The 25,889-nt window shown below is 60.7% G+C and carries 31 protein-coding genes; 16 read left to right on the top strand and 15 right to left on the bottom strand.

The window, feature by feature from the left end:
* Positions 1-5: 5 nt before the first annotated feature.
* Positions 6-1,274, bottom strand: a complete 1,269-nt coding sequence (truD, locus tag VJZ71_08565; protein HKQ48106.1) for a tRNA pseudouridine(13) synthase TruD — start codon at positions 1,272-1,274, stop codon at positions 6-8.
* Positions 1,275-1,467: 193 nt separating this feature from the next.
* Between truD and rnc the strand changes: the two genes are divergently transcribed.
* Positions 1,468-2,172, top strand: a complete 705-nt coding sequence (gene rnc, locus VJZ71_08560) for a ribonuclease III (protein HKQ48105.1) — start codon at positions 1,468-1,470, stop codon at positions 2,170-2,172.
* 15 nt (positions 2,173-2,187) lie between these two features.
* Here the strand turns inward: rnc and VJZ71_08555 are convergent, their stop codons facing one another.
* Genes VJZ71_08555 through VJZ71_08545 form a run of 3 tightly spaced genes read right to left on the bottom strand, consistent with a single transcriptional unit; the run spans position 2,188 to position 4,085 of the window.
* Complete coding sequence (locus VJZ71_08555) at positions 2,188-2,397, bottom strand: hypothetical protein (protein ID HKQ48104.1); 210 nt, start codon at positions 2,395-2,397, stop codon at positions 2,188-2,190.
* Positions 2,394-2,837, bottom strand: a complete 444-nt coding sequence (locus tag VJZ71_08550; GenBank protein ID HKQ48103.1) for a PIN domain-containing protein — start codon at positions 2,835-2,837, stop codon at positions 2,394-2,396. Before VJZ71_08550 ends, VJZ71_08555 begins: the two co-directional genes overlap by 4 nt.
* A gap of 24 nt (positions 2,838-2,861) precedes the next feature.
* Positions 2,862-4,085: a hypothetical protein gene (locus VJZ71_08545; GenBank protein HKQ48102.1), complete on the bottom strand. Its 1,224-nt coding sequence runs from the start codon at positions 4,083-4,085 to the stop codon at positions 2,862-2,864.
* A gap of 212 nt (positions 4,086-4,297) precedes the next feature.
* Between VJZ71_08545 and VJZ71_08540 the strand changes: the two genes are divergently transcribed.
* The 4 genes from VJZ71_08540 (at position 4,298) to VJZ71_08525 (ending at position 6,641) form a co-directional block, all read left to right on the top strand.
* The gene (locus VJZ71_08540) at positions 4,298-4,708 is read left to right on the top strand and encodes a HEAT repeat domain-containing protein (protein ID HKQ48101.1); all 411 of its coding nucleotides are present in this window, start codon (positions 4,298-4,300) and stop codon (positions 4,706-4,708) included.
* 20 nt (positions 4,709-4,728) lie between these two features.
* A complete protein-coding gene (locus tag VJZ71_08535; protein HKQ48100.1) occupies positions 4,729-5,184 on the top strand; it encodes an ATP-binding protein in 456 nt (151 codons plus the stop codon).
* 99 nt (positions 5,185-5,283) lie between these two features.
* Positions 5,284-5,634: an STAS domain-containing protein gene (locus tag VJZ71_08530; GenBank protein HKQ48099.1), complete on the top strand. Its 351-nt coding sequence runs from the start codon at positions 5,284-5,286 to the stop codon at positions 5,632-5,634.
* Positions 5,635-5,774: 140 nt separating this feature from the next.
* Complete coding sequence (locus tag VJZ71_08525; GenBank protein HKQ48098.1) at positions 5,775-6,641, top strand: ABC transporter permease; 867 nt, start codon at positions 5,775-5,777, stop codon at positions 6,639-6,641.
* A 5-nt stretch (positions 6,642-6,646) separates the two neighbouring features.
* On the opposite strand, the gene VJZ71_08520 is transcribed toward VJZ71_08525, so the two are convergent.
* From VJZ71_08520 to VJZ71_08485, 8 genes are all read right to left on the bottom strand, one after another.
* Positions 6,647-6,817, bottom strand: a complete 171-nt coding sequence (locus VJZ71_08520) for a hypothetical protein (GenBank protein ID HKQ48097.1) — start codon at positions 6,815-6,817, stop codon at positions 6,647-6,649.
* Positions 6,818-6,831: 14 nt separating this feature from the next.
* Positions 6,832-7,713, bottom strand: coding sequence for a PQQ-binding-like beta-propeller repeat protein (locus VJZ71_08515; GenBank protein HKQ48096.1), 882 nt, complete (start codon positions 7,711-7,713; stop codon positions 6,832-6,834).
* 55 nt (positions 7,714-7,768) lie between these two features.
* Positions 7,769-7,984 carry a type II toxin-antitoxin system HicB family antitoxin gene (locus VJZ71_08510; protein ID HKQ48095.1) on the bottom strand — a complete coding sequence of 72 codons (216 nt, stop codon included), beginning with the start codon at positions 7,982-7,984 and terminating at the stop codon, positions 7,769-7,771.
* On the bottom strand, positions 7,981-8,175 hold the full coding sequence (locus VJZ71_08505) for a type II toxin-antitoxin system HicA family toxin (protein ID HKQ48094.1): 195 nt from the start codon (positions 8,173-8,175) through the stop codon (positions 7,981-7,983). Before VJZ71_08505 ends, VJZ71_08510 begins: the two co-directional genes overlap by 4 nt.
* 22 nt (positions 8,176-8,197) lie before the next feature.
* A complete protein-coding gene (locus tag VJZ71_08500) occupies positions 8,198-9,067 on the bottom strand; it encodes a nitrilase-related carbon-nitrogen hydrolase (GenBank protein HKQ48093.1) in 870 nt (289 codons plus the stop codon).
* 213 nt (positions 9,068-9,280) lie between these two features.
* Positions 9,281-9,673 (bottom strand): hypothetical protein, encoded by a 393-nt coding sequence (locus VJZ71_08495; GenBank protein ID HKQ48092.1) that lies wholly within the window; start codon positions 9,671-9,673, stop codon positions 9,281-9,283.
* Between the two features lie 83 nt (positions 9,674-9,756).
* Positions 9,757-10,182, bottom strand: coding sequence for a hypothetical protein (locus VJZ71_08490; protein HKQ48091.1), 426 nt, complete (start codon positions 10,180-10,182; stop codon positions 9,757-9,759).
* Between the two features lie 71 nt (positions 10,183-10,253).
* Complete coding sequence (locus tag VJZ71_08485) at positions 10,254-10,409, bottom strand: DUF3309 family protein (protein ID HKQ48090.1); 156 nt, start codon at positions 10,407-10,409, stop codon at positions 10,254-10,256.
* A gap of 139 nt (positions 10,410-10,548) precedes the next feature.
* Between VJZ71_08485 and VJZ71_08480 the strand changes: the two genes are divergently transcribed.
* Positions 10,549-11,337, top strand: a complete 789-nt coding sequence (locus VJZ71_08480) for a DUF3052 family protein (GenBank protein HKQ48089.1) — start codon at positions 10,549-10,551, stop codon at positions 11,335-11,337.
* A gap of 50 nt (positions 11,338-11,387) precedes the next feature.
* Positions 11,388-12,002: a DUF2238 domain-containing protein gene (locus VJZ71_08475; protein HKQ48088.1), complete on the top strand. Its 615-nt coding sequence runs from the start codon at positions 11,388-11,390 to the stop codon at positions 12,000-12,002.
* A gap of 103 nt (positions 12,003-12,105) precedes the next feature.
* On the opposite strand, the gene VJZ71_08470 is transcribed toward VJZ71_08475, so the two are convergent.
* The gene (locus tag VJZ71_08470) at positions 12,106-12,786 is read right to left on the bottom strand and encodes a hypothetical protein (protein HKQ48087.1); all 681 of its coding nucleotides are present in this window, start codon (positions 12,784-12,786) and stop codon (positions 12,106-12,108) included.
* Positions 12,787-12,910: 124 nt separating this feature from the next.
* Between VJZ71_08470 and VJZ71_08465 the strand changes: the two genes are divergently transcribed.
* The 7 genes from VJZ71_08465 to VJZ71_08435 all read left to right on the top strand — a co-directional run bounded on the left by VJZ71_08465 (position 12,911) and on the right by VJZ71_08435 (position 19,090).
* A complete protein-coding gene (locus VJZ71_08465) occupies positions 12,911-14,428 on the top strand; it encodes a CoA-acylating methylmalonate-semialdehyde dehydrogenase (protein HKQ48086.1) in 1,518 nt (505 codons plus the stop codon).
* Positions 14,429-14,501: 73 nt separating this feature from the next.
* Positions 14,502-14,723: a hypothetical protein gene (locus tag VJZ71_08460; GenBank protein ID HKQ48085.1), complete on the top strand. Its 222-nt coding sequence runs from the start codon at positions 14,502-14,504 to the stop codon at positions 14,721-14,723.
* Between the two features lie 18 nt (positions 14,724-14,741).
* Complete coding sequence (locus VJZ71_08455; protein ID HKQ48084.1) at positions 14,742-15,743, top strand: restriction endonuclease; 1,002 nt, start codon at positions 14,742-14,744, stop codon at positions 15,741-15,743.
* A gap of 158 nt (positions 15,744-15,901) precedes the next feature.
* On the top strand, positions 15,902-16,912 hold the full coding sequence (locus VJZ71_08450) for a hypothetical protein (GenBank protein HKQ48083.1): 1,011 nt from the start codon (positions 15,902-15,904) through the stop codon (positions 16,910-16,912).
* Positions 16,913-17,272: 360 nt separating this feature from the next.
* Entirely contained in the window at positions 17,273-17,674 is a 402-nt protein-coding gene (locus tag VJZ71_08445) for a VOC family protein (GenBank protein ID HKQ48082.1), read from the top strand.
* Between the two features lie 10 nt (positions 17,675-17,684).
* Positions 17,685-18,110: an MmcQ/YjbR family DNA-binding protein gene (locus VJZ71_08440; GenBank protein ID HKQ48081.1), complete on the top strand. Its 426-nt coding sequence runs from the start codon at positions 17,685-17,687 to the stop codon at positions 18,108-18,110.
* A gap of 71 nt (positions 18,111-18,181) precedes the next feature.
* Positions 18,182-19,090 (top strand): phosphoribosylaminoimidazolesuccinocarboxamide synthase, encoded by a 909-nt coding sequence (locus VJZ71_08435; protein HKQ48080.1) that lies wholly within the window; start codon positions 18,182-18,184, stop codon positions 19,088-19,090.
* Here VJZ71_08435 and VJZ71_08430 read toward each other — a convergent pair.
* Complete coding sequence (locus VJZ71_08430) at positions 19,080-19,586, bottom strand: nucleotidyltransferase (GenBank protein ID HKQ48079.1); 507 nt, start codon at positions 19,584-19,586, stop codon at positions 19,080-19,082. The genes VJZ71_08435 and VJZ71_08430 overlap by 11 nt on opposite strands.
* A 435-nt stretch (positions 19,587-20,021) precedes the next feature.
* On the bottom strand, positions 20,022-21,764 hold the full coding sequence (locus VJZ71_08425; GenBank protein HKQ48078.1) for a choice-of-anchor tandem repeat NxxGxxAF-containing protein: 1,743 nt from the start codon (positions 21,762-21,764) through the stop codon (positions 20,022-20,024).
* A 282-nt stretch (positions 21,765-22,046) separates the two neighbouring features.
* Between VJZ71_08425 and VJZ71_08420 the strand changes: the two genes are divergently transcribed.
* A complete protein-coding gene (locus VJZ71_08420) occupies positions 22,047-22,679 on the top strand; it encodes an RNA polymerase sigma factor (GenBank protein HKQ48077.1) in 633 nt (210 codons plus the stop codon).
* 124 nt (positions 22,680-22,803) lie between these two features.
* Positions 22,804-25,869 carry a tetratricopeptide repeat protein gene (locus VJZ71_08415; GenBank protein ID HKQ48076.1) on the top strand — a complete coding sequence of 1,022 codons (3,066 nt, stop codon included), beginning with the start codon at positions 22,804-22,806 and terminating at the stop codon, positions 25,867-25,869.
* Positions 25,870-25,889 lie beyond the last annotated feature (20 nt).

Here is a 25,889-nt window from a genome sequence, read left to right as displayed (position 1 = left end):
CACCGTCATTCGTCAGATTCGTCGAGACCTTCTGCTAACTTGTCCTTGCAGATTTCACGCAGGATCATCGTCGCGTAGCAACCCGCCGCGAGCGTGAACGCCAGCTCCACATAGGGCCCGTGATCGTCGGTCCCGGAGTCGACGCCCAGTTCGTCCAACGCAAAGCGCACCGGTCGCCGCGCCCCATGAACCTTCATGCCTTTGATAAAGCGGAACTCGTCGAGCGAAAGACCCTCCGCCGCGAGGATCGACTGCTCCACGCGGCCTGGCTCGCCCGACGCTTCGGTCATGCGATAGCCGAAGATCGGCCCCGTCGCCGAGATCTCGAACGCCGCCGCCCGCGGTGACTCCGCCGCCGCATCCTCGACGTGAAAGACCGCGCCGTTCTCATGCTTGTAGGCGAGGTCGCCCTCGATCACCTTGTCGATCTCTCCGATCCGCTCGGCCAGAAACCGATTGAACAGATGCGACTGGTACGCGCTGACGAAGAACTTCTTCAGCCGCAGGTCAACGGCAAACATCGCCCGCCGATGATTGCCATGCGTCTTCTCCATCACCCGGCAAGCCCGCGCGTTATCGCGAAAGCCATACGGCCACGCCTTCGCCGACGCGGCGAACTTGCCCTCTTCATAGAGCTGCCGCGCCTTGAGCACTTCGCCCGTATCGTGAGCCGTCGGGCGGCCCAACATCAGATCAATGACCGTCTGGGGATCATTCCGCAAGACCCCGCGCCCCAACTGCCACGTATCCCCGCGCGAGCCGAACCGCTGCGATCCGAAATAATTCGGCACCCCGCGGTGATGCAGGACGTCCAACACCGCACGGATATCCCCCAGGCGCCCCGCATCACTTTCGCGCAACTTGATCCGGAACCGGTTGCCCCGCAAATGGCCGATCTTCAACTTGTTTCGGTGCCGCGAGACTGACAGCACTTTGATCCGCGGAATCTCCAGTGCCGCCACCTTCGCCGGATCGACGTGCTCGACGCTCAGCATCTGCCGCGTCACGGCCCGTGCATCTTTCAGCCCCGCCAGCCCGATATCGCGCGACAGCACCCCCAGCGCCCGGGCAATGTCATTGACCGCGCGCATCGTTGCCAGACCCGCTTTTTCAATGACGAAATAACAATGATCGCCGCTGCCGCAGGGCTCATAGGCGGGAATCTCCTCAACGCGAAAGTCCTCATAGCGCCGCTTGATGGAGCCGGGGACGGCCGCGATGTCCCGCGTCAAAAAGGGGAGTGTTTCCGTCGCTATTTCCTGAGTCGTCGTCATGAAATGAGTGTAAATGGAGTTGACGCCGAAGGCTACCGATTGTTATAGTAATGTTTAGGTTGGCCGGGCGGCGTCGTCGTGTTCGCGTCGAGGTCCGCTCGTCCTTCTAGGCTTATGACGAAAATCGCCCACGGCCTCTCGCCCGCGCGGTTTTCGCCATCGGCCTGGAGCAAATCGTGCGACAGGTCGAATCATGAATCCGGAAGTATTGGATCGCTGCCAGGCGGCGATCGGTTATCGTTTCAAAGACCCCGCCATCCTCGCGTGCGCGCTGACGCACGCCTCCATTGCCCCGACGCGCCTGCAAAGTAACGAGCGTCTCGAATTCCTGGGTGACGCGATCCTCGGCATGGTCGTTTGCCGCTATCTCTTTGATCATTACCAGGAATATCTCGAGGGCGAGCTGACCAAGATCAAGTCGGCGGTCGTCTCCCGAAAGACGTGCGCGGAGATCTCCGAGAAGCTCGGTCTGCCGCAGTTTATGTTCCTCGGAAACGGAATCGCCGCCCGCAACAAGCTGCCCCTCTCCCTCTCCGCCGCCGTTTATGAATCCCTCATCGCGGCCATCGCCCTCGACGGCGGGTTGGAGCCCGTCACCGACTTCATCCTCCGGCACATGGTCTCGGCGATCGAGGACTCCGTGGCCAGCGAGCATCAGTACAATTACAAGTCGCAGCTTCAGCAATACGCGCAGCGGATCAGCGGCGCGACGCCTTCCTATGAGATGCTCGACGAGAAGGGCCCCGATCACAGCAAGTGCTTCGAAATCGCCGTCAACATCGCCGGACGGCGTTACACCAGTGCCTGGGGGCCCAGCAAAAAAGACGCCGAACAACGCGCCGCTTTCAACGCTCTGGTGGATTTGAAGCTACTTCCCGCGGCGGACCCGACGGGATGACTTGCCGGTTATTTTTCACTTTTCGGGTGGAACAAGCCGGTTTGCTTCCTCGATCAGCTTGTCAATACCCAAGTGCGGGATCATTTTTTGTCGTTCGCGAGTGTAATCGCCGACACCGGATTCATATTGAAGCATGAACCGCATGGCGTTAACAAATCCCAGCTCGCGAACCAACACTTCGAGTCCACGGCGACGGAGTTCAACTGGATTGGAGATGGTGGTCATGGGTTCAACTCTCTGAAAAGCGAAATCGGATCCATCACCCTGACCTTTATTGTATCACCCAGCCGCCCTGCTCGCTTAATAAAGTTATCATCCGTAGTGACTAAAACACTCGCTTGGTGGTACTCGGCCCAGGCGAGATGAAACGCGTCAAATTCTCCCAGTTCGTGCGACATGAATACTTCAGTCTGCTGGCGGACCGACGACGGAGTCTTGATTATCGGATTCTGTTGGATTAGCCATTCCTGTACCGCGGCCGCCCTCTTGGCATCCGGATTCCACGAATTCTCCAGATCATGCGCGACCGACCGAATCGGCTGAATTTTCCCTTCAGATGCAGCTTCAAGAAGCGAAAGGACCGCTGCCGTCTCGACAACAATGCGCGGTTGGACCTGTTCGTCAAATGGCCGCTTGAGACAACAAATGTCGAAGTAGACCTTCAAGAAGATCCTCAGTTCCTCTGCGCCTTAAGGACCTTTCGGAACCGCATCGCCTTGCGTTCGAATGATCCGCGGAAGATGCGCCGTCAGACGCTGCTTCGCCTCCAAATACATCGGCAGGTCGTCTTCATCCACATCTTCCATCGCCACCAGCTTGCGATAGCACTCGAGTGCCCGGGGAAAATCTCCGGCCAATTCGTTCGTGACCCCCAGCGCAAAGACCGTGTCGCATTCTTCCGGTTCGTCCTGATGCGCCGCTTCGAAAAGCCGGACCGCCGACGCATAATCGTCCGACCGGATTGCGCGCACCGCCGACTCGCCCTCTTTGCCGCGACCGACGATTTCATAGGTATACGCCACGCGCGTCGGCGCCATCATTCCCACGAACTCGCGGCAGGCCCGCTCCACCAGTTCCCCGATGAAATGATCCACCGGATCCAGATCGCCCTGGTCGATCATCCCGCCAAACAAAAAATCCGGGCTCTTCTTGTCCGTCTTCTGAAAGACCGGCGGAGAAAATTGCACGACGGTCGCCCCGGTCGTTGCATCAATCAACCGAAACGAACATTGCACGGTCAGATTCCGGCTGATTTCCTCGACCTCCCGGCTCGGAATGCCGAACCCGCCGCCTCCCGGCGATCGCTCGACTCTACGGCGCCGATACGGATTCTCATACGGGCCGCGCGGCCCGCCGGGTCCCGGACGATAATGAACCTCGCGCCTCGGCGGCGGCGCGCCTCCGAGCGGTCCTCCCAGTATTCCTGTCCAATCGATCGTCGATTTTGCCGTCCGCCTTGTCTCGATCTGAATGCGGATCGTGCTGGCAATCAGCCCCTGCACGGCGAGAAGCTTGCCGGCCCGCATGGCCGCGTCGCCCTCGACGATCCCCGCCAGTTGCAAGTCCTGTTCGTCGAGGATCTGTTTCGTTGCCCGGCGCTGCACGACCGTCAAGACGGATGGACCGCCCTCGGATTCTCCCTGCAGCATGGCTTCGATGATGTCCGCCGCGATCAGCGACCATTTCTTTTCCCGCGAGTTGCCCTTGATCCCGTCGATGCTCTCAACGCCCGAATCGATGACCGCTACGGCCTTGATATCGGGGGGCAGCGACCGGCCCGGCGACAGCATGTACGACACGGTGACGACTTGCTTTTCTTTCGAGGCGGCCGGCTGCACCGCCACCAAGACTCCGAGGCATGCGCTCAGGGCCGCAACACCGCCCAATCTCAACGTGCCACCTAGCCGATTCATGTCGGACTCCTTCCCCGAATTAAACCCTGGGATATTAGACCCCGATCCTCGCCACCATGTTAGCCCGACTCGCCGCCTCGGCCAATTGCATGGGAAGCGGCCTTCCTCAGCTATTGAGGATGCCGTTCGCACCGTTCTATCAGGCCCCAGAGCGCGTCAGGGCCGCACAGGCCGTTTTGCCGCGCTGACATTTCTACGGTACGATCTCACCCATGGAGCGAAGGACCCTAATCGCAGGACTTGTAATGGTCTGCCTCGTGAGCGGTTGCGTCAGTAGCCGCCCCTATCGCGCGAATCTCTCGTCGGACAACGCCACGGAGCGCATCATGGCCGTCAAGGCCGCAGGCGAAGCCAAGGACGCCGGCGCCGTCCCGCTGTTGGTCGATCGCCTGGAGGACGAGGATGCCGGCGTCCGTTTCTTCAGCATCATCGCCCTGGAGAAAATCACCGGCCGCCGCTTCGGCTACGACTACTCCCAGCCGAGCCGCGAGCGCGCCGCCGCCATCGTTCGCTGGCGCGACTTCGTACGCAAAGGCGAGTTCACCGCGGCAACGGAGCCTCCTGCGCCGCGATCCAGCGGCAACAGCCTGGGGAATCAAACGGGCATTGCCGCCCGACCGTAACGCCTACCGATAAATACTCCATGGATGAATCCCGCACCGTCGAGCTGAACATCACGTCCAACGCCCGCAGTCTGCCCATCGTGCGCGGTGCCGTCGAGAAGATGGCTCGCCTGGAAGGCTTCGGCGAAAACGACGCCCACGCGCTTATGCTGGCCATTGACGAGGCCCTGGCCAACGTCATCAAGCACGGCTACGATGGCGATCCGAATCAGCCCATCGCCATCACGCTCGAGCCCGTCCGGTCGTCGGACGGTCGGGCGGGAATCGCCGTTCAAGTGCGCGATCGGGGCCGGCAGGTCGATCCGAGCACGATTCGCAGCCGTGATTTGTCGGATATCCGCCCCGGCGGCCTCGGCGTGCATATTATCCAGTCGGTGATGGACGAGTACGACTACAGTTGTCCGCCGGATGGCGGAATGCTCCTGCGGATGGTCAAATACATCGGCCCCGGCACGCTCGCCGCGGCCGGCCATTAGCACGCGGGATTTTGTGGCAACATAAAGGCGGACTCGTTGTAGAAGAAAGACCGTAGACGACTGTTCCGCAGGGCAATGGGAGCGGCAAGAGGTTCTTCGATGGCCGACAGCAACAGCAGCCTCGTTAAAGATGTTCGCAAGGTGGAGGATGCGACGGTCGTGTCGCTCTCCGGCGATGTCGATCTGCATCAATCCCCCGCGCTGCATGCGGCCCTGGTGCAAGTGGCCGGCGACCGACCCAAGCGGCTCGTCCTCGATCTTTCCGCCGTGCCTTACATCGACTCTTCGGGCATCGGCACGTTTGTGGAGGTCTTCCGCCGCGTAAACGGCTACAAGGGCAAGATGATCTTCTTCGGCCTGTCCGACCGCGTCCGCAGCGTCTTCGAGATCACCAAGCTCGACAAGTTTTTCATCATCTGCCAGAACGAGGCGGACGCCGTCCGCGCGTAGCGGGGTGGCACGGCCTGCCAGCAGGCAGGCCGTGAACTTGTAACGGCAGGTCGAGTCCCCGAGGCCTGCCGCCTCACCCGCAGATCCGTACGATCTCGCAAATCCTGTCCATTCCCGCGTTCCGCATTACAATCGTCGCCATGGCGGACGCACCCCCATCCAGCCCAACCCCCGTCCAGGACGTTCTCGTCCGTGCCGTCGAGGTGGTCGGCGAAGGCGCGCAGAACCAGGTCAAGAAAACCCGCGGACTCGTGGAGTTCATCGGGGGCCTCGGCTATCTCCTCGGCGATACGGCGACCTGGCTGTTCCGCGCCGGCGTCAAGCGCGAAGTCCCCCTCGGCGGGCGCAACGTCCTCGCCCAGATGGTCCGCGTCGGCATCCGCAGCATCCCCATCGTCGCCCTTGTGCAACTCTTCATCGGGATGATCCTCGCCCTGCAGATGGCCCCGACGATGGAGAAGTATGGCCAGATTCAGCAGATCGCCACGATCGTCGCGATCGCCATGGCCCGCGAACTCGGGCCGCTCATCTCGGGAATCGTCCTTTCCGGCTTTGCCGGCGCCAGCATCGCCGCCGAACTCGGCACCATGGTCGAGGGTGAGGAGATCAAGGCCCTTCGCGCCAGCGCGCTGAATCCCATCCGCTTTCTCGTCCTGCCCCGCGTTATTGCGACCGTGCTGATGCTCACCATGCTCACGGTCATCGCGGACATCGTCGGCGTGGCGGGCGGGATGCTCGTGGGCACGCAGATCCTCGACATCGACGCGGGCGTGTACCTGACGACGACGCAAGTGGCGATCCTGCCGCGCGACTTCCTCTCCGGCATCATCAAGGGCCCGCTCTTCGGCCTCCTTATCGCGATCATCGCCTGCTACGAAGGCCTCAATGTCTCCGGCGGCGCCGAAGGCGTCGGCCGCGCGACGACGAACACGGTTGTGAAGTGCATCGTCGCCCTGATCACGGCGGATGTGATCGCGACGAGTTTGCTTTATGCTTTTGGACTTTGATAGGCTCAAGGCAACTCGATCGCCATGATCGATTTGCGATCCCGCAAGAATAGCCGCCCGCCAACAAGCGTCGGAATCGTCCACGCCGGTTCCTCAAGCAACTTCGTGCGGGCATGAAGGGCGAGCCCCTTCTCTCCGGGCGTCGCCAAGAGTAAGTGGCCCGACTCTTCAAGCATGAGCAACTTCCCGCCTACGCGAAGCAGTCCCGCGCGGCCGACGTCGCGGGTCTGCCAGACAATGTTCCCGCTCTTGACGTCGATTGCACGATCTTAAGGAGGCGTGTTCCCGCCACGCCCTCCGATGACACAAGAAGCGTTTGGTCCGTTCCCCAGATCGGATTGGGTACATTGTTCCGCCATTGCCCTTCGTGGTGGTGGCGCCAGAGGAGGTCTCCGGACTTCGGGCTCAGGCCGACAACTTCTTTGGCCATCAGACAAACGAGTTGAGCCTGCCCATCGACGTCGATGAGAATGGGCGAGCCGTAGCTGTTCTCGAAATCGTGCCGCCTCCAACGCGTGCGGCCGGTAGCTTGATCAAATGCGACGAAGGCCGCGCCCGGTCCCCCGACGGGAAGGATAATGGTCTCTTCATGGGCGATCGGACTGTTCGCATAACCCCAACGCGGTAGCTGGCCTTTGAATTGCTTCACAAGTTCGACCGACCATTTGAGAACTCCGGTACTCTTTTCCAGGCACGAAAGTCGCCCGTTGAAGCTGACCGCATATACTTGGGTTCCAACAATTAACGGCGTAGAACGCGGGCCATAACCGTAACGCGACGCGAATTGGGCTTTGTCGATCGGGTCTGTATAGCGGCATTCCCATATCTTGTCGCCACTCTCCGTGTCGAGGGACACGATGAACTCCTCGTCACCTTCGCGGTACATGGAAATGAGTCTTCCCCCGTCGACGACGATGCCGGAATATCCGTCGCCGAAGGCCCGTGACCAAATCCGCTTGGGCCCGTCCTTGGGCCATTCGAGTGCGAGTTCGACGGAATCACACCTAAAGTCGCGCCGCGGCCCGCCGAATTGAAGCCACTGACCTGACGCCGGCGAAACAGCCGAACTCAAAATTGAAATGAAAAGGGAAAGGTAATGGCAAACGCGTGACATCCAAAATGCAATGCTATGCTGACAGTCGCAGTGTACCGGCCTCGGTCGTGGGAGCGGGAACACGCTCTCCATGAAACCGCATACTCTCGATGTGTAACGCCACGGCCTCCTTGATTCGTTTTTCAACGATGGCCCTTGTCTTGCCGGTGGCGACACAGCCCGGAAGGTCGGGGAGATACGCCGACCAGTTACGCTTTCCGCGTTCATAGATGACGGTGTATTTTTTCATCGCCGTTCCTCCAATTGGGCTTGGCGCCAGATGCTCTTCAGCGTCTTGGGGTTAATATCTTCGTTCATATGACCCGCAACTGTTACCGTTCCTTTTTTCGTCGGGTGCCGAAATTGCCGATGGCTTCCACGAATACGGTCGATGCCCCAGCCATCCTTCCGTAGAATCTTTAGCACCTCCCTGACCTTCATCTGCTCTACCTTAGCACTCGGTCTACAGCTTCACAATCTCCCCATAACTCTCCGGTCGGCGATCGCGGAAGAACTGCCACGTATTCCGCACCTCGCGGATCAGGTCGAGATTCAAATCCGCCACCACGATGTCATCCTCCAACCGCTTGCCCTGTGCGACGATCTGGCCGCGCGGGTCGCAGAAGTAACTCTGACCGTAGAACTCCCCGATCCGCCACGGTTCCTCGACGCCGGGGCGATTAATTGCACCGACGTAATACTGATTTGCCACGGCGTGCGCCGGCTGTTCCAGCTTCCACAGATACTCGGAGAGTCCCGCGACCGTCGCCGACGGGTTGAAGACGATCTCCGCCCCGTTCAGCCCCAGGCACCGCGCCCCATCCGGAAAATGCCGGTCATAACAGATATAGACGCCGACCTTGCCGACGGCCGTGTCGAAGACGGGATAGCCGAGATTGCCCGGCCGGAAGAAAAACTTCTCCCAGAAGCCCGGCGCGACGTGCGGGATGTGCATCTTGCGATACTTGCCGAGATACTTGCCGTCGGCGTCAATGACCGCAGCGGAGTTGTAATAGACGCCCGGCAGGTCCTCCTCGTACATGGGGACGACGAGTACGATCTTGAGCCGCCTGGCCAGATCGCACATCAGCTTGACCGTCGGCCCCTCGGGGATCTTTTCGACGAGGCTGTACCACTTGGTGTCCTGGTCGCAGCAGAAGTAGGGGCCGTAGAACAGTTCCTGGAGGCAGACGACCTGCGCCCCCTTCTTCGCCGCCTGTTCGATCAGGCCGACGTGCTTATCGACCATCGACTTCTTGATCTTCTCAATCGGCGCCGTACCCGGCTCGGACAACGTCGCCTGAATCAGACCGCCTCGGACAATGCGTGGCATGGGGATTCCTCCGAATGAGCAAAGCCCCATTCTATAGGCGAGACGTTTCGATGGCACGTGGCGAGATCTGGCCGAAAACACAGGGACCGCACAGGCAAACTCGCGTTCACCCGGCGGTCCCCAGTCGGACGGCTATGTGAGCCGTTGGACCCTGGACGCGCCGCATCGCCGCCGTCATCTTCCACTCGCGGCGAAGCGGCGGCGCGTCAGGGGTTAGCTCTTTTCCTGAACCGTGATCTTGAACTGTTCCGTCGCGCTCATTCCATCCGGGCCGGTCACCGTCACCATGGCCGTATGCTCCTTGACCAGATCGGCGGTGTCCGTCGCGGTCAGCACGAACGTGCGCTCGTTGCCTTCGATCTCATTAGCGCCCTCGGCGACTTTCACGCCATTGGGCAGGTCGCTGAAGCGCACCGTCACGGGCGCGTCGAAGTTCTGCCGCGTCACCACGACAGATACTTTTTCCGTGCTGCCCCGGACGATCTTCGAATCCATCGGCTTGACCAACGTCAGCTTCTTGCCGGCCGGACCCTCGACGGTCGTTTTCTCGCATCCCGCCGCCAGGAAACACACGCTTACGCAACACAATGCCAGGTTTCTCAACATAATGACCTCCCTACGGCCTAATGCCGTATGAGAACCACATCACTCGCCGGGACGCTCGCGACACGCGAGCCCGACTCACACCGTTAGTCCTTCTCCTTCACCGTCAACCGGAAGGATTCGGTCGCGCGGATGCCGTCGGGGCCTTCGGCCGAGACGAGCACGACGTGGTTGGACACCAGGTCCGCGTCATCCCGCGCTCGCAGAACGATCTCCACCTCGTCCCCGCTCGTGGAGCGCGGCGCATCCACGGCCTCGACGCCGGAAGGCAGATCGGAAATACTCACGTTGACGGGGTCACTGAAATTGTCCCGCCGGAGATTGATCGTCACGGTCTCCGTGCCGCCCCGGGTGATGTCCTGGATCTTCGGCTGGGCGATGGTCAGTTTTTCGCCATCATCGCCATGCACCGTGGTCTCACCCGTTCGTCGAGTGCTCGATTCGTATCCACAGCCCGCCGCGAAAAGGGCTGTGCCGCACGCTACCACCAAGATGGATCGCAACGCGTTCATCGTCCTTCTCCTTTCATCCTGTTGCGGATCGGCGCCCCGAACCAATGTCCGGGGCGCCGATCGCGCGAAGATCAGAATCGGTACCCCAACAGATAGAAAATCAGCAATACCAGCAGGATCGTTCCGACCAGCCCGCCGGGGGCGTAACCCCATTGGCGGCTGTAGGGGTAAACCGGCAACGAGCCGATCACCATAATCAGCAGAATGACCAAAAGGATGGTAATCATGGTCGTACTCCCCGCGAGCCGGCCGTCCGCAGCACGGCATTCGCGACATAACAAGTATTGCGGGCCATCCTGTATTCACGATGAAACCGGACTGAATTCGATGTAATATGGCGTCGGCGCGTATCCAACGCGGGAAATTATGCGCACGGCCGTATTAATTCATTGGAAAACGGGCGAGATGGCCGAGCGCGCCGCGCGCCTGCGCAGCGCAGGTTATCGGGTCAAGCCCTGCGCCGTACTGGATGGCGACTCCATGCGCGCGCTGCGCGACACTCCACCGGCGGCGTTTGTGATCGACCTGTCGCGATTGCCGTCACACGGTCGTGCCGTCGCGATGGCACTCCGCCAGCAGAAGAACACGCGCCGCGTCCCGCTCGTCTTTGTCGACGGCGCGCCCGACAAGATCGCACGTGTACGTGGGGATCTGCCCGACGCCGTCTATACGACCTGGAGCAGGGTCGCGACCGCGGTCCGCCGGGCCATCGATGAAAAACCGGAAAAGCTCGTCGTGCCGCGGAGTACCAGCGGATACTCGGGCACTCCGCTGCCGAAAAAACTCGGCGTGGACGGCGATCGCTCGGTCATCCTGCTGCATGCGCCCAAGGGATTCGAGGCCCTCATCCGCTCCAAGGACGGCACGTCCCGCATCCGCCGCGGCGATCGCGGCCTCGCCGACGTCGTCATCTGGTTCGTCAAGAAACGCAACGAGTTGGAGAGTCGAATTGGGGCGGCGAAAAAGGCTATCGCGGAGGGCGGCGCGATCTGGATCGTCTGGCCCAAGAAAACCTCGGGCGTCGCGTCCGACCTCAGCGAATCCATCGTCCGCACGACGGGCCTCAAAGCCGGGCTCGTGGACTACAAGATCTGCGCCATCGATGACACCTGGTCCGGCCTGAAGTTCGCTCGGCGGAAGAAAAAACCCGGTTAGAGATTCGTGTCCACAGCGCAATATCGACGATTGAGAATGAGTCGAATTCGATGAAGCTTACGCTGCCCCGCATCCTGCTGCTCACCTTCGCGGCCATGTTCGTGTGGTCGGGCATCGGCCCTGCCGACCGCTTCACGTGGTGGCTGGAAGTGGTGCCGGCCCTCATCGGCGTACCCATCCTCGTTTTCACCTATCGCAGATTCCCGTTTACCTCGCTTTCCTATTGTCTCTTATGGGTGGTCGCCGTTGGCACGCTCATCGGCGGGCATTACACCTATTCCGAGGTACCCGCGTTCAACTGGTTGAAAGATTGGTATGGCTTGGAACGAAATTACTATGATCGCGTGGGACATTTCGCTCAGGGCTTCTGCCCGGCCATTCCCATGAGAGAGATCCTGCTCCGCCGCACCCCGCTCAAGTCCGGCGGATGGGTGTTTTTCCTGGTAACGTGCTTTTGCCTGGCGCAGGCCGCTTTGTACGAACTCATCGAATGGATCGCCGCCGTCTCCTTCGGCTCCGGCTCGACTGCCTTCCTCGGCACCCAGGGCGACCAGTGGGACGCCCAATGGGACATGGCCCTGGCCTTCGTCGGCGCCATGATCTCGATGGTGATGCTCACCAAGCTGCACGATCGCCAAATTCGCCGCCTGTCGCGATCACACTAACTTTGTGGGGCCCGCTGCGGCGCGTGCAGAATCGCCGTGGCGATCATGCGCATCTGCGACGAGCAGGCGAAACCCCAGAGCGGCCGTCATTCGTTCGGCAAGACTAACGATTCTTCCAGGTCTCAAAGCGCAGCCAGGCGGTCTGGAATACCTCGCTTCGATTCAATCCTCTCAGGCCAGCGTCATCAACGACCGGCGTCCAAACCATCGGCAACGAGTCACGAATCGCTTTTCGTATCGACTTCCAAGTTCGCTGCAGCTTCTTGTACTCGGCCGTTGGCCGTATGTTCGCGCCATAATTGGGATTCTTGACTTCGTCCCATCCCACGAAGTTCATGCGGCCACCATAGCGCGCGCCAATTTCCCAATATCCGGCATCAGGCGGCGTCCAGATTTTGGCCTGGAGATCAAAAAAGCCCGCTGTTTCGACACGCTCCATGAGTTCGGCTATCATGCCTTTGTTCGCCACCGCCGATTCGACGCTGAGAACTGAAAAATCGCGACATCTCCAGCGAAGCACGTAGCCGTCCTGCCAGAACGCAAGATCGTATTCTTGTGTCTGAGACCCCCTCGCGTTTCCAAACGTTTCGTGAAGTATTAGGACGGGAGTCCCGGTACTGGGGCTCGCCTCAGGGTTGACCAACGATTGAGTCGCGCTGTCGCGATTCTCTAAATCGGCTTTTGGCATCGTGGACGGTATCGCTTCCGGAGTCGCGTCGCGATTTGAGCAGCTTGCGAGCACGAGAAACAGCGATGCAATACATACCGAGTATCTTACTTTCATTACGCGGCCTTGGTGCAATCCTGCGCCGGGCATTCCGGTAGCAACCAGTCGCCCCTTTTTCGTCGCTGACATTCCGCGTATGATAATGCGTCCGAAACGAAGATACTACTTTGGGAGCGACACGATGCCCGCCACCGCTGCTCTTCCACGAATCCAAAGCGTCCGCGTTTTCGCAAGCGGCGAATACATGGAGTCTAGGTCCACCCGCCGCGGGCCCGTCTTCAACCCTTCGACCGGCGAACAGATCGCCGAGGTCCCGTTCTGCACCGCCGCCGAGGTCGACGCCGTCGTCCGCGCCGCGCACGACGCCTTCCCGAAGTGGCGTGACACGCCCGTCGTCGAGCGGGCCCGCGTCATGTTCCGCCTCGTCGCGCTTCTCGAGAAAAACGCCGACAACCTCGCCCGCACGATTTCGCTCGAACATGGTAAGACTCATGCCGAGTCCGTCGGCTCCGTCCGCCGCGGTATTGAGATGGTCGAGTTCGCGTGCAGCATCCCCACGCTCTCCATGGGCGACACCGTCCACAACCTGGCGCAGGACGTGGACTGCGAGACTTTTCACTACCCCCTTGGCGTTTGTGCCGGCATCACGCCCTTCAACTTCCCCTTCATGGTCCCGCTGTGGATGTTCCCCATCGCCATCACCTGCGGCAACACCTTTGTCCTCAAGCCCAGTGAAAAAGTTCCACACTCCGCGATGCGCCTCGCCGAGCTGCTCGTCGAGGCCGGTCTGCCCCCGGGCGTCTTCAACGTCGTCCATGGCGACAAGGAGGCGGTCGATGCGCTGCTGACTCACCCGCTCGTGCAGGCCGTCAGCTTCGTCGGTTCCACGCCGATCGCCAAATACATCTGGGAGACCGGCACGAAGCACGGCAAGCGCGTCCAGGCCAACGGCGGCGCGAAGAACCATATCCTCATCATGCCCGACGCCGACATCGAAAAATCCGTCGCCGCCCTGCAATCCAGCGCCTTCGGCTGCTCCGGTCAGCGCTGCATGGCGGGCAGCCTCGCCATCGCCGTCGGCAAGGCCGCCGACCCCGTGGTGAAGACGCTTGTCGCGAACGCCGATCGCATGACAGTCGGCCGCACCGATCGGCCGCATGAAGTGGACATGGGCCCCGTCGTCACGCGCCAGCACCTCGACGGGATTCTCGCCAACATCGAAAAAGGCGCGAAAGAAGGCGCGAAGCTCGCCCGCGACGGTCGCTCGATCAAAGTCGCCGACGCCCCCAACGGTTTCTACCTCGGCCCCACGATCTTCGACCATGTCTCCCCGGAGATGCACGCCGCGAAATGCGAACTCTTCGGCCCGGTACTCAGCGTCTCGCGCGTCGCCACGCTCGACGAAGCCATCGAGCAGACGAACAAGAGCCCGTTCGGCAACGGGGCGGTCATCTACACCCGCGACGGTCACGCCGCCCGAGAGTTCAAGCACCGCGCCGGCGCCGGCATGATCGGCATCAACGTCGGCGTCCCCGCCCCGATGGCCATGTTCCCCTTCACCGGCGCGAAGGCCAGCTTCTTCGGCGACCTGCACATGCAGGGCAAGGAAGGCATCGCCTTCTACACGCAGCAGCGGATGATCATGTCCCGCTGGCAACCCGGCGGAGCGGGGGGGGAGTTCGTGACGACGCGGGGATGATGTCATTCGCTAATGTTGTCTGTGATATAATGGGTTGGGTAGTTTTGAAGGGCCTGGGTTGGGAGTTGAGCGTATGCACGAGATTCATCCGAAAATCCTGACCGACGATAAGATGCAGCCCGTGGCCGTACAGATCGACTACGCCGATTGGCTTGAAATCGAAAAGCTCCTGAATCTCGACCGGGCGAATGGTAAGCCTGTTGACCTGTCGCGATTCACCGGCACGTTGAAATGGGGCGAGGACGCGGTTGCCTATCAACGGCGCGTGCGAGAATGCGACCTTTTCCCCAATTAATTCCGAGAAAGATGGTCTTTGCAATCCTCGCGACACAAAAAGGTAAGAAGTAAGAAACGCACTCATGGGGCAAAGCTACCGGGCAGGGCTCTTGAAGAAGCCGTTTACAAGTTCGCAGCCGCTCTTGACCCGGGATGCAAAGTTTTTTTCGATCACAAAGTTCCTGACAGGGATACCGGCCAACTGCGACAAGTCGATGTTTGGATGGAAGCCGAGATAGGTGGTCACTATCCAATATCAGTCTTAGTCAGTTGTAAGGATCATGGGCGTCCCATTAGTGTTACTCACATTGAAACGCTTCAAGGAGAAATCCGCTCTACAGCAGCTACTTGCGGCGTTATTTATTCTCGATATGGGTACACAAAATCTGCACAGTTGAAAGCTTTAGCCAACAACATTGTTTGTTGTCGCTTGTTTCAGAGTCAACCAGCAGACTTGCCGGAGATCATTCCATTTCCAACATACGCTTGCAAACCCAGATTTTGCTTTCAAATCATCTCTATTGCAGATTCATTCACATGCGAAACCTGGAACGCACTTTTTGATCTAAAGACCCTTCCTGATTCTGACCTCAATATGCTAGAGGTCATCTGCGACGACTTCAGGAAGCGAGAAAAGGAAGAGGTTAAGAAGACACCTAAAAGAAAGTTTCCAGCTGACTGGTTTCAAGATTACTCAATTTTCCGAAGAGAACAAGACGAATTATTGTGCAGTTTTCGAGTACATGGAATATGGGGAAAACACCGTGGACGCACACAAGCTTATCTGCTAAACGGATCGTATTGTTTGACATCGTCTCAGTTCTTAGGCTCTCAAGCGGGTCCTATCCTTGACACAAAGGGAAAAGATCCCGGTGAAGACTGGGAAGAGATTATTGCAATTCCGGACACACTTCCCAATCAATGCATACTCGCAATTCTGACCGGCGGGGATGTCGCTGGCGCAGCCCGAGAGAATCTGGGGCCGCAGCCCCTTCGCGTTAAGCTGAATGACTCAGCGCGTGAAAAATCTGTTTCGTAACTTTCAAAAAAATCAGTGTTGCGAAAAACATCCACCCCGCCAAGCTCCGCAATAACGGTCTCCGCCGTCGTATAGTCGATCCAGCCCCTCGCTCGTGCGAGAATCCTTTCTCGCACGCCCTCCCTTGAAAACCCTGTCTAGTTTACAATTTTGATTCGATGTCTACCTTAGAAGAGCAAATCTGCTCCCTCGATCTTCCATGCGTAGGGTCCAACGTTTACGCCGGGCGCTTTCGCGACTTTTCCATCGCTGTATCCCAGAAGGAAAGCCCGCCACAAAAGCTCGACCACGGCGAAGTCGTAACATCTCCGGCGGTCCTGACTCTTCAAATCAAGTATCCCTCTTGTCCTCATGCAGCGCCGAATGGAAACGCTGGCTCTTGGGGCGAGACCATCGACGCGCTGGTCGCCAGCCGCGATGCTCGAATTGTCGTGGATCAACGCAGGACCATCCTCTTTCTCTATGATGCTGACAAGGTGTTGGGTACGATCGAGCTTCGCAATATTGTCGAACGAATCATCGACCGGCTCCTACAACTGCGCGTGGTCCCCGGCGGCAACCGCTGCCACGAATGCCTCAACAACCCGGTTGATGGGCCGACCCTCATGGAAGACCGTCTGACTCAGATCTGCGAGGACTGCCTCGCGCGACGCATGGCGCTCCGCGACGAGCAAACGCAGCTTACGTCCGCCGGGGTAGCCGGTCTCCTCCTGATCGCACTTCCCTGCGTTGTAATCGGTGCCCTGATTTGGGCCGGAATCTGGATCGCCTGGGATTCCCTGCTCGGCCTTTTCGTCGATCCAGGAAAGAAACTCCGGGTCTTCGTGCCCCACATTGTCGAGATAGTGGTCGTTGCCCTGGCCGGGGCCGCCGTGGCCTGGCCCGTCGCCTGGCTCATCCGCCGCATCCCCAGTCGAGGCGATCTCTTTGCAGGCGGCGTCGGCCTGGTTTACTGCCTCGCGGCGATCTTGTTGGGAGAGCTGGCCTACTGGACTTGGACCGTTCGTCGTGAAGTCGGTGGCGTGGAATTGGTATCCATCATTCGCGCCCTGCCGGCGATCTGGTGGGACAACGGCATCCACACGTTTATCCGCGCGGGCGTTGCATTTCTCGCCGCCTACCTTACCTTTGTCTTCTCGCGGCCCAAGGTAACGCCGCTCGTAGACTGACCCCGACGAACCACGATGTACGCAACCGAGAATATCTTTCCGGATTCCCCTTGCCTTTCCCCAGCCTCGCGCCTATGATGTTAGGGTATTGTTAGGACGGGCGTCGAGGAAAAAGGTCCTCGATCGCCGCGCGGAGTCCTCGCATTGCGTGAGGAATTTCAACTTTATCAGGCAAATTCAACATGTTTTTTTCTTTGAATCGATGGGCTCGACCTCGCTACCCCGCCTCACCGCGCCTTTGGCCGCGATCGGTGTTCAGATGCGCCGTCGGTGGAGATTTTGCGCTCGTTTGCGGTCAATTGCGCGTCCAAACTATTCGCAGGCGCGCCCGTGCCTTCCCTTAATCCCTAGAATAGATTCATGCCCCCGCTCTCCCGCATCCATGAAACCTGCCTCTACGCGATCGACCTCGCCGCGATGGAGCGCTTCTATACAGCCGTCCTCGGCCTGCGAAAGGTCTCCGAAATGTCCCCGCGCGGTCTAACGTTCCGCGTCAATGCCCAAAGCGTCTTGCTGGTCTTCAATCCCGCACTGACGAAGGAGCCCCAGCCGCAAGTCCCCACGCACGGCGCGACCGGCCCCGGTCACTGCGCCTTTTCCATCGACCCCCTCGACGTGGACGCCTGGCGCCAACACCTGGCCGCCTACCACGTGCCCATCGAAAGGGAAACGACTTGGGAGAACGGCGCGATCTCGCTCTACTTTCGCGACCCTGCCAACAACTCCATCGAACTCATCGCCGGCCAACTCTGGCCGCCGTAAGATCATGGCCATGAAAGCCAACCCTATCCTCCCCCGGCTCCGCAAGCTCTGTCTCTCACTGCCCGCCACGACGGAAGTCAAAGCGTGGGGTCATCCCACCTTTCGCGTGAACGGCAAGATTTTTGTCGGTTACGGGGACAAGACGACACAGAAGTTGGGCGGTCTCACGAACCGCGTGGAGACCCTGCCGACGATCGGCGTCAAGGTCGGCAAGGCGCGGCAGAAGGAGCTGCTCCGCGACCCGCGATTTGCCTACGCCGATTACGTCGGCCGCTTCGGATGGGTCACGATGACGCTCAAAGGCCGCATCGACTGGAACGAAATCGCCGGCCTGGTCCTGACCAGCTACCGTCTGATCGCGCCGAAGAAGTTGCTCTTGAGGATGGATCGCAAGCCTTCTGGCCCACGTAAGAAACGGAAACCTGCCGCCACTTGACAGTCCGCGCAACCCCGGCCAAGGTGCGCCGCACGCTGGCCCAACGCGGCCGGTCAGGAGGATCGAAAAGCATGACCAACGCATCCGTCATCCGCGAGACGAACGTCCCGGGCCGTGCCGTTCGCCGTGGAAAGGTCCGCGACATCTACGACCTGGGCGAGCGCTTGTTGATCGTCACGACCGACCGGCTCAGTGCCTTCGACTGCGTCCTGCCTGATCCGATTCCCTATAAAGGACGCGTCCTGACCAGCCTGAGCCGCTTCTGGTTTGAACGGTTCGCCCCCATCTGCCGCCACCATCTCATCGAAGTCGTTGACCGTCAGGCCCCGCCGGGGTTCGAGGCGCTGGCGACAGACCTGCGCGGCCGAGCAATGTTATGCAAAAAGGCCCAGGTCGTGCCGATCGAATGCGTCGCCCGCGGTTACCTCGCGGGCAGCGGATGGAAGGAGTACCAGTCGAGCGGAATGGTCTGCGGTGTCCAGTTACCCCCCGGCCTGAAGCAGTGCGATCGGCTGCCGGAGCCGATCTTCACGCCCGCGACCAAGGAGGAGAACGGCCACGACATCAATATTTCCTTTGAACAGGCCTGCGAGATGGTCGGCGTGGCCGTCATGAAGGAGCTGCGCGACAAGACGCTCTCGCTCTACACGCAGGCGGCGAACTACGCGCAATCGCGCGGGATCATCCTCGCGGACACGAAGTTCGAATTCGGCCGCACGACGGACGGCCTCATCCTCATCGACGAGGCCTGCACTCCGGATTCCAGCCGCTTCTGGCCTGCGGACAAATATCAACCCGGCCGCGATCAGGAGAGCTTCGACAAACAGTTCGTCCGCAATTATCTCGAAGGTCTGTGCGCCAAGGGCGAGTGGGACAAGACCGATCCCGCGCCGCGACTCCCGCCCGACGTGATCGAAGCGACCAGCGCCCGGTACATCGAAGCGTACGAACGGCTGACGGGCGAGAAGTTTATTTGTTGACGTTTCCGCCGCCTGGCCTGCGATCGCGTATGGCCTCAAGTTCAATGGCGGCCTGCAGATCTTTGGGGCGGCCCAGCGCACGCTTGGAGCGAATGAGACCATCAACGCTCAGGATACGGCACGACACTCCCCCAACATCCGCGAGTTCCGAGTTGCCTTTGACCGCTTCAAAGCCGCCGATTCCGCTGATCTCGCTGAGGATGTCAATCTGTCCTAGTCGGGTCACGAGATACAGATTCCTGTAGCCCGCGAGTTGGCGCGCATCCAAGGGAATGGGGCGGCGATCGGGCGTCATTCGCCAACGCGGTTCGAGATCGCCCAGTGCCTCAAGAATCCGCTGTAGATTGAGCGGATCGAGCGGAGCGCATAAGTCGATGTCCTCGGTAACGAGCGAGACGCCGTGAACGACAGCCGCCGAGCCGCCGACCAGGACGAAATCAACGCGCTGGCGGTGGAGGCGGTTCAGGAAGTCGAGGATCATATCCGTAGTGGTCAATAGCGGCCTGTCGAAGGACGCGGACAAATTCCAAGGCCTGATCGTGTCGTTGTACACGCTCCAACAGGCTCAGCGATAGCAGGTACTCCGTCTGGCTTACGTCGATGCCATAATCGATGGCGGCCTGCCATGCAGGGCCGTACTCCGCAATCCCATCGGAGATTTCAGTTTCGTCGCTCATTATCCTCATGATAGGGCCGCTTTGTGCGGGTATAAAGCGCGGGATGGATTCGCGTTTGCCTGATCGACCTGAGGCGCTGGACTACGCCACCCTTCCGCGGTCGCCCGCGCTTCGCCGCATACTTGGGCCGATCAGCGTGGTCGCCATCGGCGTGGGCCTGGGTCGGTTTGGCCAGTCCGTTCCAGTTGTCGCATGTGTTCGGCGAGCCGTCATTATCGCCGTCGGGCGCCGCTCGTTCCGCGGCGGTCAAGCGCTCAGGGGCAGCCGCCGTTCAGAACACACGACACAAACTGCTCCGTGTCGGCTGGGTCTGTCAGGCTGTCCAGATTGATGTCGCCGTTGAGGGCATTGCAGCTTGGATGCTCAGCGGCGTAGCCCGACGGATCCAGCATTGCTTGCGCAAAGCCGTCAACATCCAGGCCGTCCACTTTTCCGTCGCAGTTCATGTCGCCTGTCTTCGGCTGTACGGGAACATTCGCGGTGAAGACGCCCGTCGTGCCGCCCTCGAAAGTCAACCCGATTACCATCTGCCGGTTCGAGTTATAGCAGCGTCCCTGACCGCCGTTGAGGGATGCATGGATGTAGCCGCCGCTGATGGCCCTCATATCGCCACCACCGACATCGAAAAGATCGCCTTCGCGCACGATCAGGAGCGGGCTGCTTCCCGCATCTTTGAGCCAGAGACTCTCATCGTTCCCGCCATTCACACCCGTACCGCTCAAATATGTCATGAATGGCATGCTCGCCGACGGGTGAGGACCGAAGAATGAAACACTGCCTATGGTCGCTCCGGAAAGGCCGGTAGCAGGCGTCTCTGGAATGACCATGGCACTTCCGCCCCCTCCGCCTCCGTATCGCCAGAGACCGGTGCCGGGAGCGATCGAGCCGTCGCTGTACATCAGCCCGGAAATAAGAGTGATGGCGCCATCGTCTTGTATCGAAATAAGGCCGACGTTGGTGCCGTTCAGCGTCAAGTACCGCCCGACGGCGCCAGGCGCCGCGCTGCCCTTGCGAACCACCAGTTCCACCGCTCCCGGCGCCCCCGACCAGACGCCTCTGTTATTCATGAAATCGACGCCATCCCCCATCAGCGAAGCCCCGAACGCCACCTGGCCCGACGCATTCATCCACGGATCGTATAGGTATTCAAACAAGACGCCTGTTCCCGGAGCAGCGGTATTGGTGAGCGCGAGGAGTTCAAGTACGCCTCCACTCCAGCGCCAGATTCCACGGCCGCTGGTGCAATGCCCCGCAAAGACTACTTCTCCGGCCGCGTTCATCACGGGAAGGGGGTAAGCCTCAAACTGGTAGTTAAACAGATCGAACACGCCACCGGTGCCGGGGGCGGTATCCCCCTCGCGGGCGACGAGCTGTAACGCGCCTGGCGCGCCGGCCCAGATTCCTGCGTCGTTCGAGCTGTCCACCCCGGGGCCGGTCAGATTGGCGCGGAAAACGATCTGGCCCGCGTCGTTGAGCATCAGCCAGTTTTGCATGCCACCTGAGAAAACGACTCCTGCCGGTGTGCCCGGCGCGCCATTGCCTGCCCGTGCCGCCGGGGCAATGGCGCCTGGCGCCCCCACCCAGATCCCCGTGTTGTTCGTTGAGTCAATCCCCGCTCCGGTGAGCGCTGCGGAAAAAGCGACTATGCCGGATGAATTCACCCATGGGAAGAGCCACCCGTTTCCGGTGAAGACGCCGGTTGTTCCGGGCGCCGCGCTTCCTTCTCTCGCTACGAGCTGAATCGACCCCGGCAGCCCGGACCAGAGACCCTGGTCGTTCGAGGTGACGCCGGTCAGCCAGCCGGCAAATGCGACTCGCCCGCTGTTACTGATCACGGGTGGGTAATAATAGGAAAAAAAACGGCCGGGGATCCCGGGCGCCGCTTGGCCGGACAAGCTAACCGCCTGAAACGACAATCCGCCGCCCGCCAGGGCAGTATTCATGACGCACGTCGTGACACCCGCCAAGGCTACGATGATTGGTCTGATGATTCGCATGTGATTTCTCCGGGCGGAGTTCTCAATTCGAACGGGCTCGTCGGCGCCACCCTGGGGTTGCTTCCACCGTCGCCCACGAATTAGTAAAGGACATACCCCTTCGGCGCGCTCCAACGCCTTGTATTCTGCCGCCCCCGTCGGGCTGCCGGGAATTGCCGCAAGTGCTTATGAGAAAATGGATTCAGCGAGGAGTTCGTGGGAATAGCGGGATGGTATAATCCCATGTGTTCCGGTCGCAGACATAGCGGCGACCGGTCATTCTTGTAGAACGGTACGCCGCTCATGGACCCCAGCGATCCTGCAACCGATGCTGTCCAGCGCGCGATCGCGGGTGACGCGGTGGCATTGACGCTTCTTTTGACCACACACCGTCGCAGCGTCCGCGACTACCTCGCCGGGCGCATTCCCTCGAATCTGCGCGGCGGAATCGATGCCGACGACCTCGTTCAGGACGCCTATGCCGAAGTCTTCCGCCACATCGGCGATTTCGTCCCGCAAGGGGCCGATTCGTTCGGCCGCTGGGTCCGCACCATCGCTCTCCGCAAGCTTCGCGACGCCATTAAGATCCGCGGGGCCGACAAGCACGGCGGCGAAAAAGTGCAGGTCCATGCCATCTCGCCGGGCATCGGCGAATCCATGGTGATGTTGCTCGATCTCATGTCGGGCGACGAGAAAAGCCCCAGCCGCTGCGCCGCCGGCGCCGAGGCCGTCGTGGCCGTGCGCGAGGCCCTGTCCCTGCTCCCGGACGACTATCAACACGCGGTCTCGCTGGTCTATTTGCAGGGGCTCTCCGTGAAAGACGCCGCGGCGAACATGAATCGCACCGAGCGGGCCGTGCATAACCTCTGCCACAAAGCCAAGTCGCGCCTGCGCGAGCTCTTGGGCACCCAATCCCGTTTCCTGAGCACGGGCTAGTCTCCCTCTCCCTTTAGGCGAGGGCCGGGGCGCAGCTGGTCAATGCGATGCCGTGGAGCGCGCGGCGCCTCTTCGGCGTTTATGATAGCAGGAGGCATCTTTCGCTCATCGGAGATCGTCCGCCATGCCGCGCAGATCATCATCCATCGATACCACTGTAGACGCGCGCCAGGCCCGGCTCCTTCCGGTGATTGAAGATGTCATTGCCCGACGCCTCTCCGGCGAAGACCTCTCCGACGAGGCCATCCTCGCGGCCCATCCTGAACTGATGCCCGATCTGAACGAACTGCTCTCCGAACTCCGCAACGTCGAAGCGGCCCGCGGCCGCGCCACCGGATCGAGCGGAATCCTCAACCTGCAAAAGCTCGGTGGTCGCGCAGCAGACAGAGCAGTGGCGCCCCAACCGTTTCCTGTTGCACTGCCCGGCTACGATCTGGGAGAGGAAATCCACCGCGGCGGCCAGGGTGTCGTCTATCGTGCAGTCCAGAAATTCACCCACCGCGAGGTTGCCATCAAAGTCTTGCGCGAAGGCCCCTTCTCGGGCGAATCCGAGCGGTCACGCTTCCAGCGCGAAGTCGAAATCCTCGCCAGCTTGAATCACCCCGACATCGTGACCATCCACGAAAGCGGCATCGTTGACGGCCGCCATTACTTTGTGATGGACTACGTCGCCGGCTCTGCGCTGGACACGTTCATGGATCATCTGCCCGTCTCCTCCCGCACGGGCATCACCCGGGTCCTTCAGCTCTTCATCTCGATGTGCCAGGCCGTCAACGCTGCACACCTTCGCGGCGTAATCCACCGCGACCTGAAGCCCTCCAACATTCGCGTGGATAGATCGGGCCGCCCGCGCGTCCTCGACTTCGGATTGGCCAAGCTCTCCGACGGCGTATCAGGCCGGCCGTCGAGCGACGTGACCATCGCCGGGCAGTTCATCGGTTCGCTCCCGTGGTGCAGCCCCGAGCAGGCTGAAGGCCGCCCCGATAAGATCGACATGCGCTCCGACGTCTATTCGCTCGGAGTCGTCCTCTATCGCGGGGTGACCGGCCGCCTGCCCCACGACATCACGGGCACGACCCGCGAGATTCTTGACCGCATCCTCCGCGAATCGCCGGTTTCTCCGCGCCGCTACAACCCGGCCGTCGATGACGAGCTGGAAACCATCATCCTTAAGTGCATCGCCAAGGAGCCGGAACGGCGCTACCAGACCGCCGGGCATCTCGCCGGCGACCTCGAGCATTATCTCCGCGGCGAGGCCATCGAAGCCAAACGCGACAGCGGCTGGTATGTCCTCCGCAAGACCCTTCGGCGTTATCGCGTACAGACCGCGGTCGCAGCGGGATTCGTGCTGCTCGTCGCGGCGTCGGCAGTTGCCCTGGGCGTCCTCTACGGCCGGGAAAAGAGCGCGCTGAATAAAGCCAACGTCGAGACCCGCAAGGCCGAGATCACCACAGACTTCCTGCAGGACATGCTCGCCGCCGCCGACCCGAACACGGCCCAGGGCCGCGAACTCACCGTTCGTGAATTGCTCGACGCCGCTTCCGCCCGTGCCGCTACGGAGCTGAATCAGGATCCGCAGGTTGCCATCACCATCCACTCTACCATCGGCCAAACCTATCTCTCGCTGGGCCTCGCCGAACAAGCGGAGCGGGAGTATCGCGCCGCTCTGGACCGTTCCGCGCTCGCACTCCCGACTCATCACCCCGACGTTTTGGTTGCGGAAAACGGCCTGGCCACCGCCCTGGAAGATCAAAGCCGCTACGACGAAGCCGAGACCCTCTTCCGCAAATGCCTCGACTCCACCCGAGCATCGCAAGGCGCCGAACATCCCTTCACCATCGATGTCCTGCACAACCTGGCCAATCTCCTGCGCAAGCGCGGCAAGTCCGGCGAGGCGCAGATGTTCCTGCAAGAGGCATTGGAACGCTCTCGGCGCGTTTTCGGCGAAGAAGACCCCGCCACCCTCACCACACGAAAAATCCTCGCCGCCATCTCGCAGGACATGGGCAATTTCGACGCCGCCGAGACGGAATTCCGCGACATCCTCGCCATACAGCGCCGCACCCTCGGCGACCGCGCCCCGCTGACCATTGGCACGATGAACTACCTCGCCATGCTGCTCAAGGCCCGTGGCAAGCTTGACGAAGCCACGCCGTTCTACGAAGAATTGCTCCGCCTCACCCGCGAGGTACTCGGCCCCGACCACCCCGACACCCTCCGCAACCTTAACAGCTACGGTCGTCTTCTCCATGACCAGGGCAAACTCACCGAAGCGGAGACAGTCTTTCGCGAAGCGCTCGACGGCCTGACCCGCAAACTCGGCGAAAACCACTTCGACACTCTCGTCACCACCAACAACCTCTCGCTCCTTCTCTCCGAGCAAGGTCGATTCGCCGAGGCCGAGCCGCTCGCACAGAGCGTCCTGCGGCGCGGCCGCGCCCTTCTTGGTGATGAACACCCCAGCGTACTGGTCTGGATGAACAACCTGGCAAATCTCTATGCGCGCAAAGGCGATCCGCAGGCCGAGGCTCTTTATCGCCAAGTGCTCGAGGTGCGCCGCCGAGTTCTCGGCGCCGAACACGCCCAAACGCTCACCACCCTGAGCAGCCTCGCTAACCTGTATGTCGAGGAACCGGGGGCCCGGCGACTCGACGAGGCCGAATCCACACAGCGCCAAGTTCTTGAAATCCGGAGACGTATTTTTGGAGAAGCGCACCCCGACACACTCTTGTCGATGAACAATCTTCTCAAAGTCCTTCTTGCCCGGGGACCAGGCCCTGCACTTGAGGAAGCGTCGATACTGGCGAATCATGCGTTGGAAACCGCCCGCGAGGCGCTGGGACCCGCGCACCCGTTGTCTCTGCTCATCGCCAATAACGCCGGGGCGACCTTCGCCGCGCGGGATCAATTGCCGGAGGCCCTTTCACTCCTGACTGACGCCTTGGCGCTGGCGGAAGAGAAACTCCCGGCGGGGCACATAGTCGGAACGAGCCTCCGGGCAACTTTGGGCCGCACACTGCTACAGGCCATGAAGCTGGATGAAGCGGAGCGACACTTGAAAATTGCCCTCGAGGTATCGGAGCGTACGCTGGGTCCGAGTCATGCCACAACCCGGCGGATAGCCGACGATCTCAATAAAATTCCTGCTTCCATGCCGTCGTCGGAAACGGCCGACCCCGCGGGACCCTAAGGGCCCGCCGCCTATCCGTT

This window comes from Phycisphaerae bacterium, from assembly GCA_035275405.1.
Taxonomy (GTDB): Bacteria; Planctomycetota; Phycisphaerae; order UBA1845; family UTPLA1; genus DATEMU01.
Note: the sequence above shows the minus strand (reverse complement) of the source record. Positions and strands in the feature narration are given on the sequence as shown.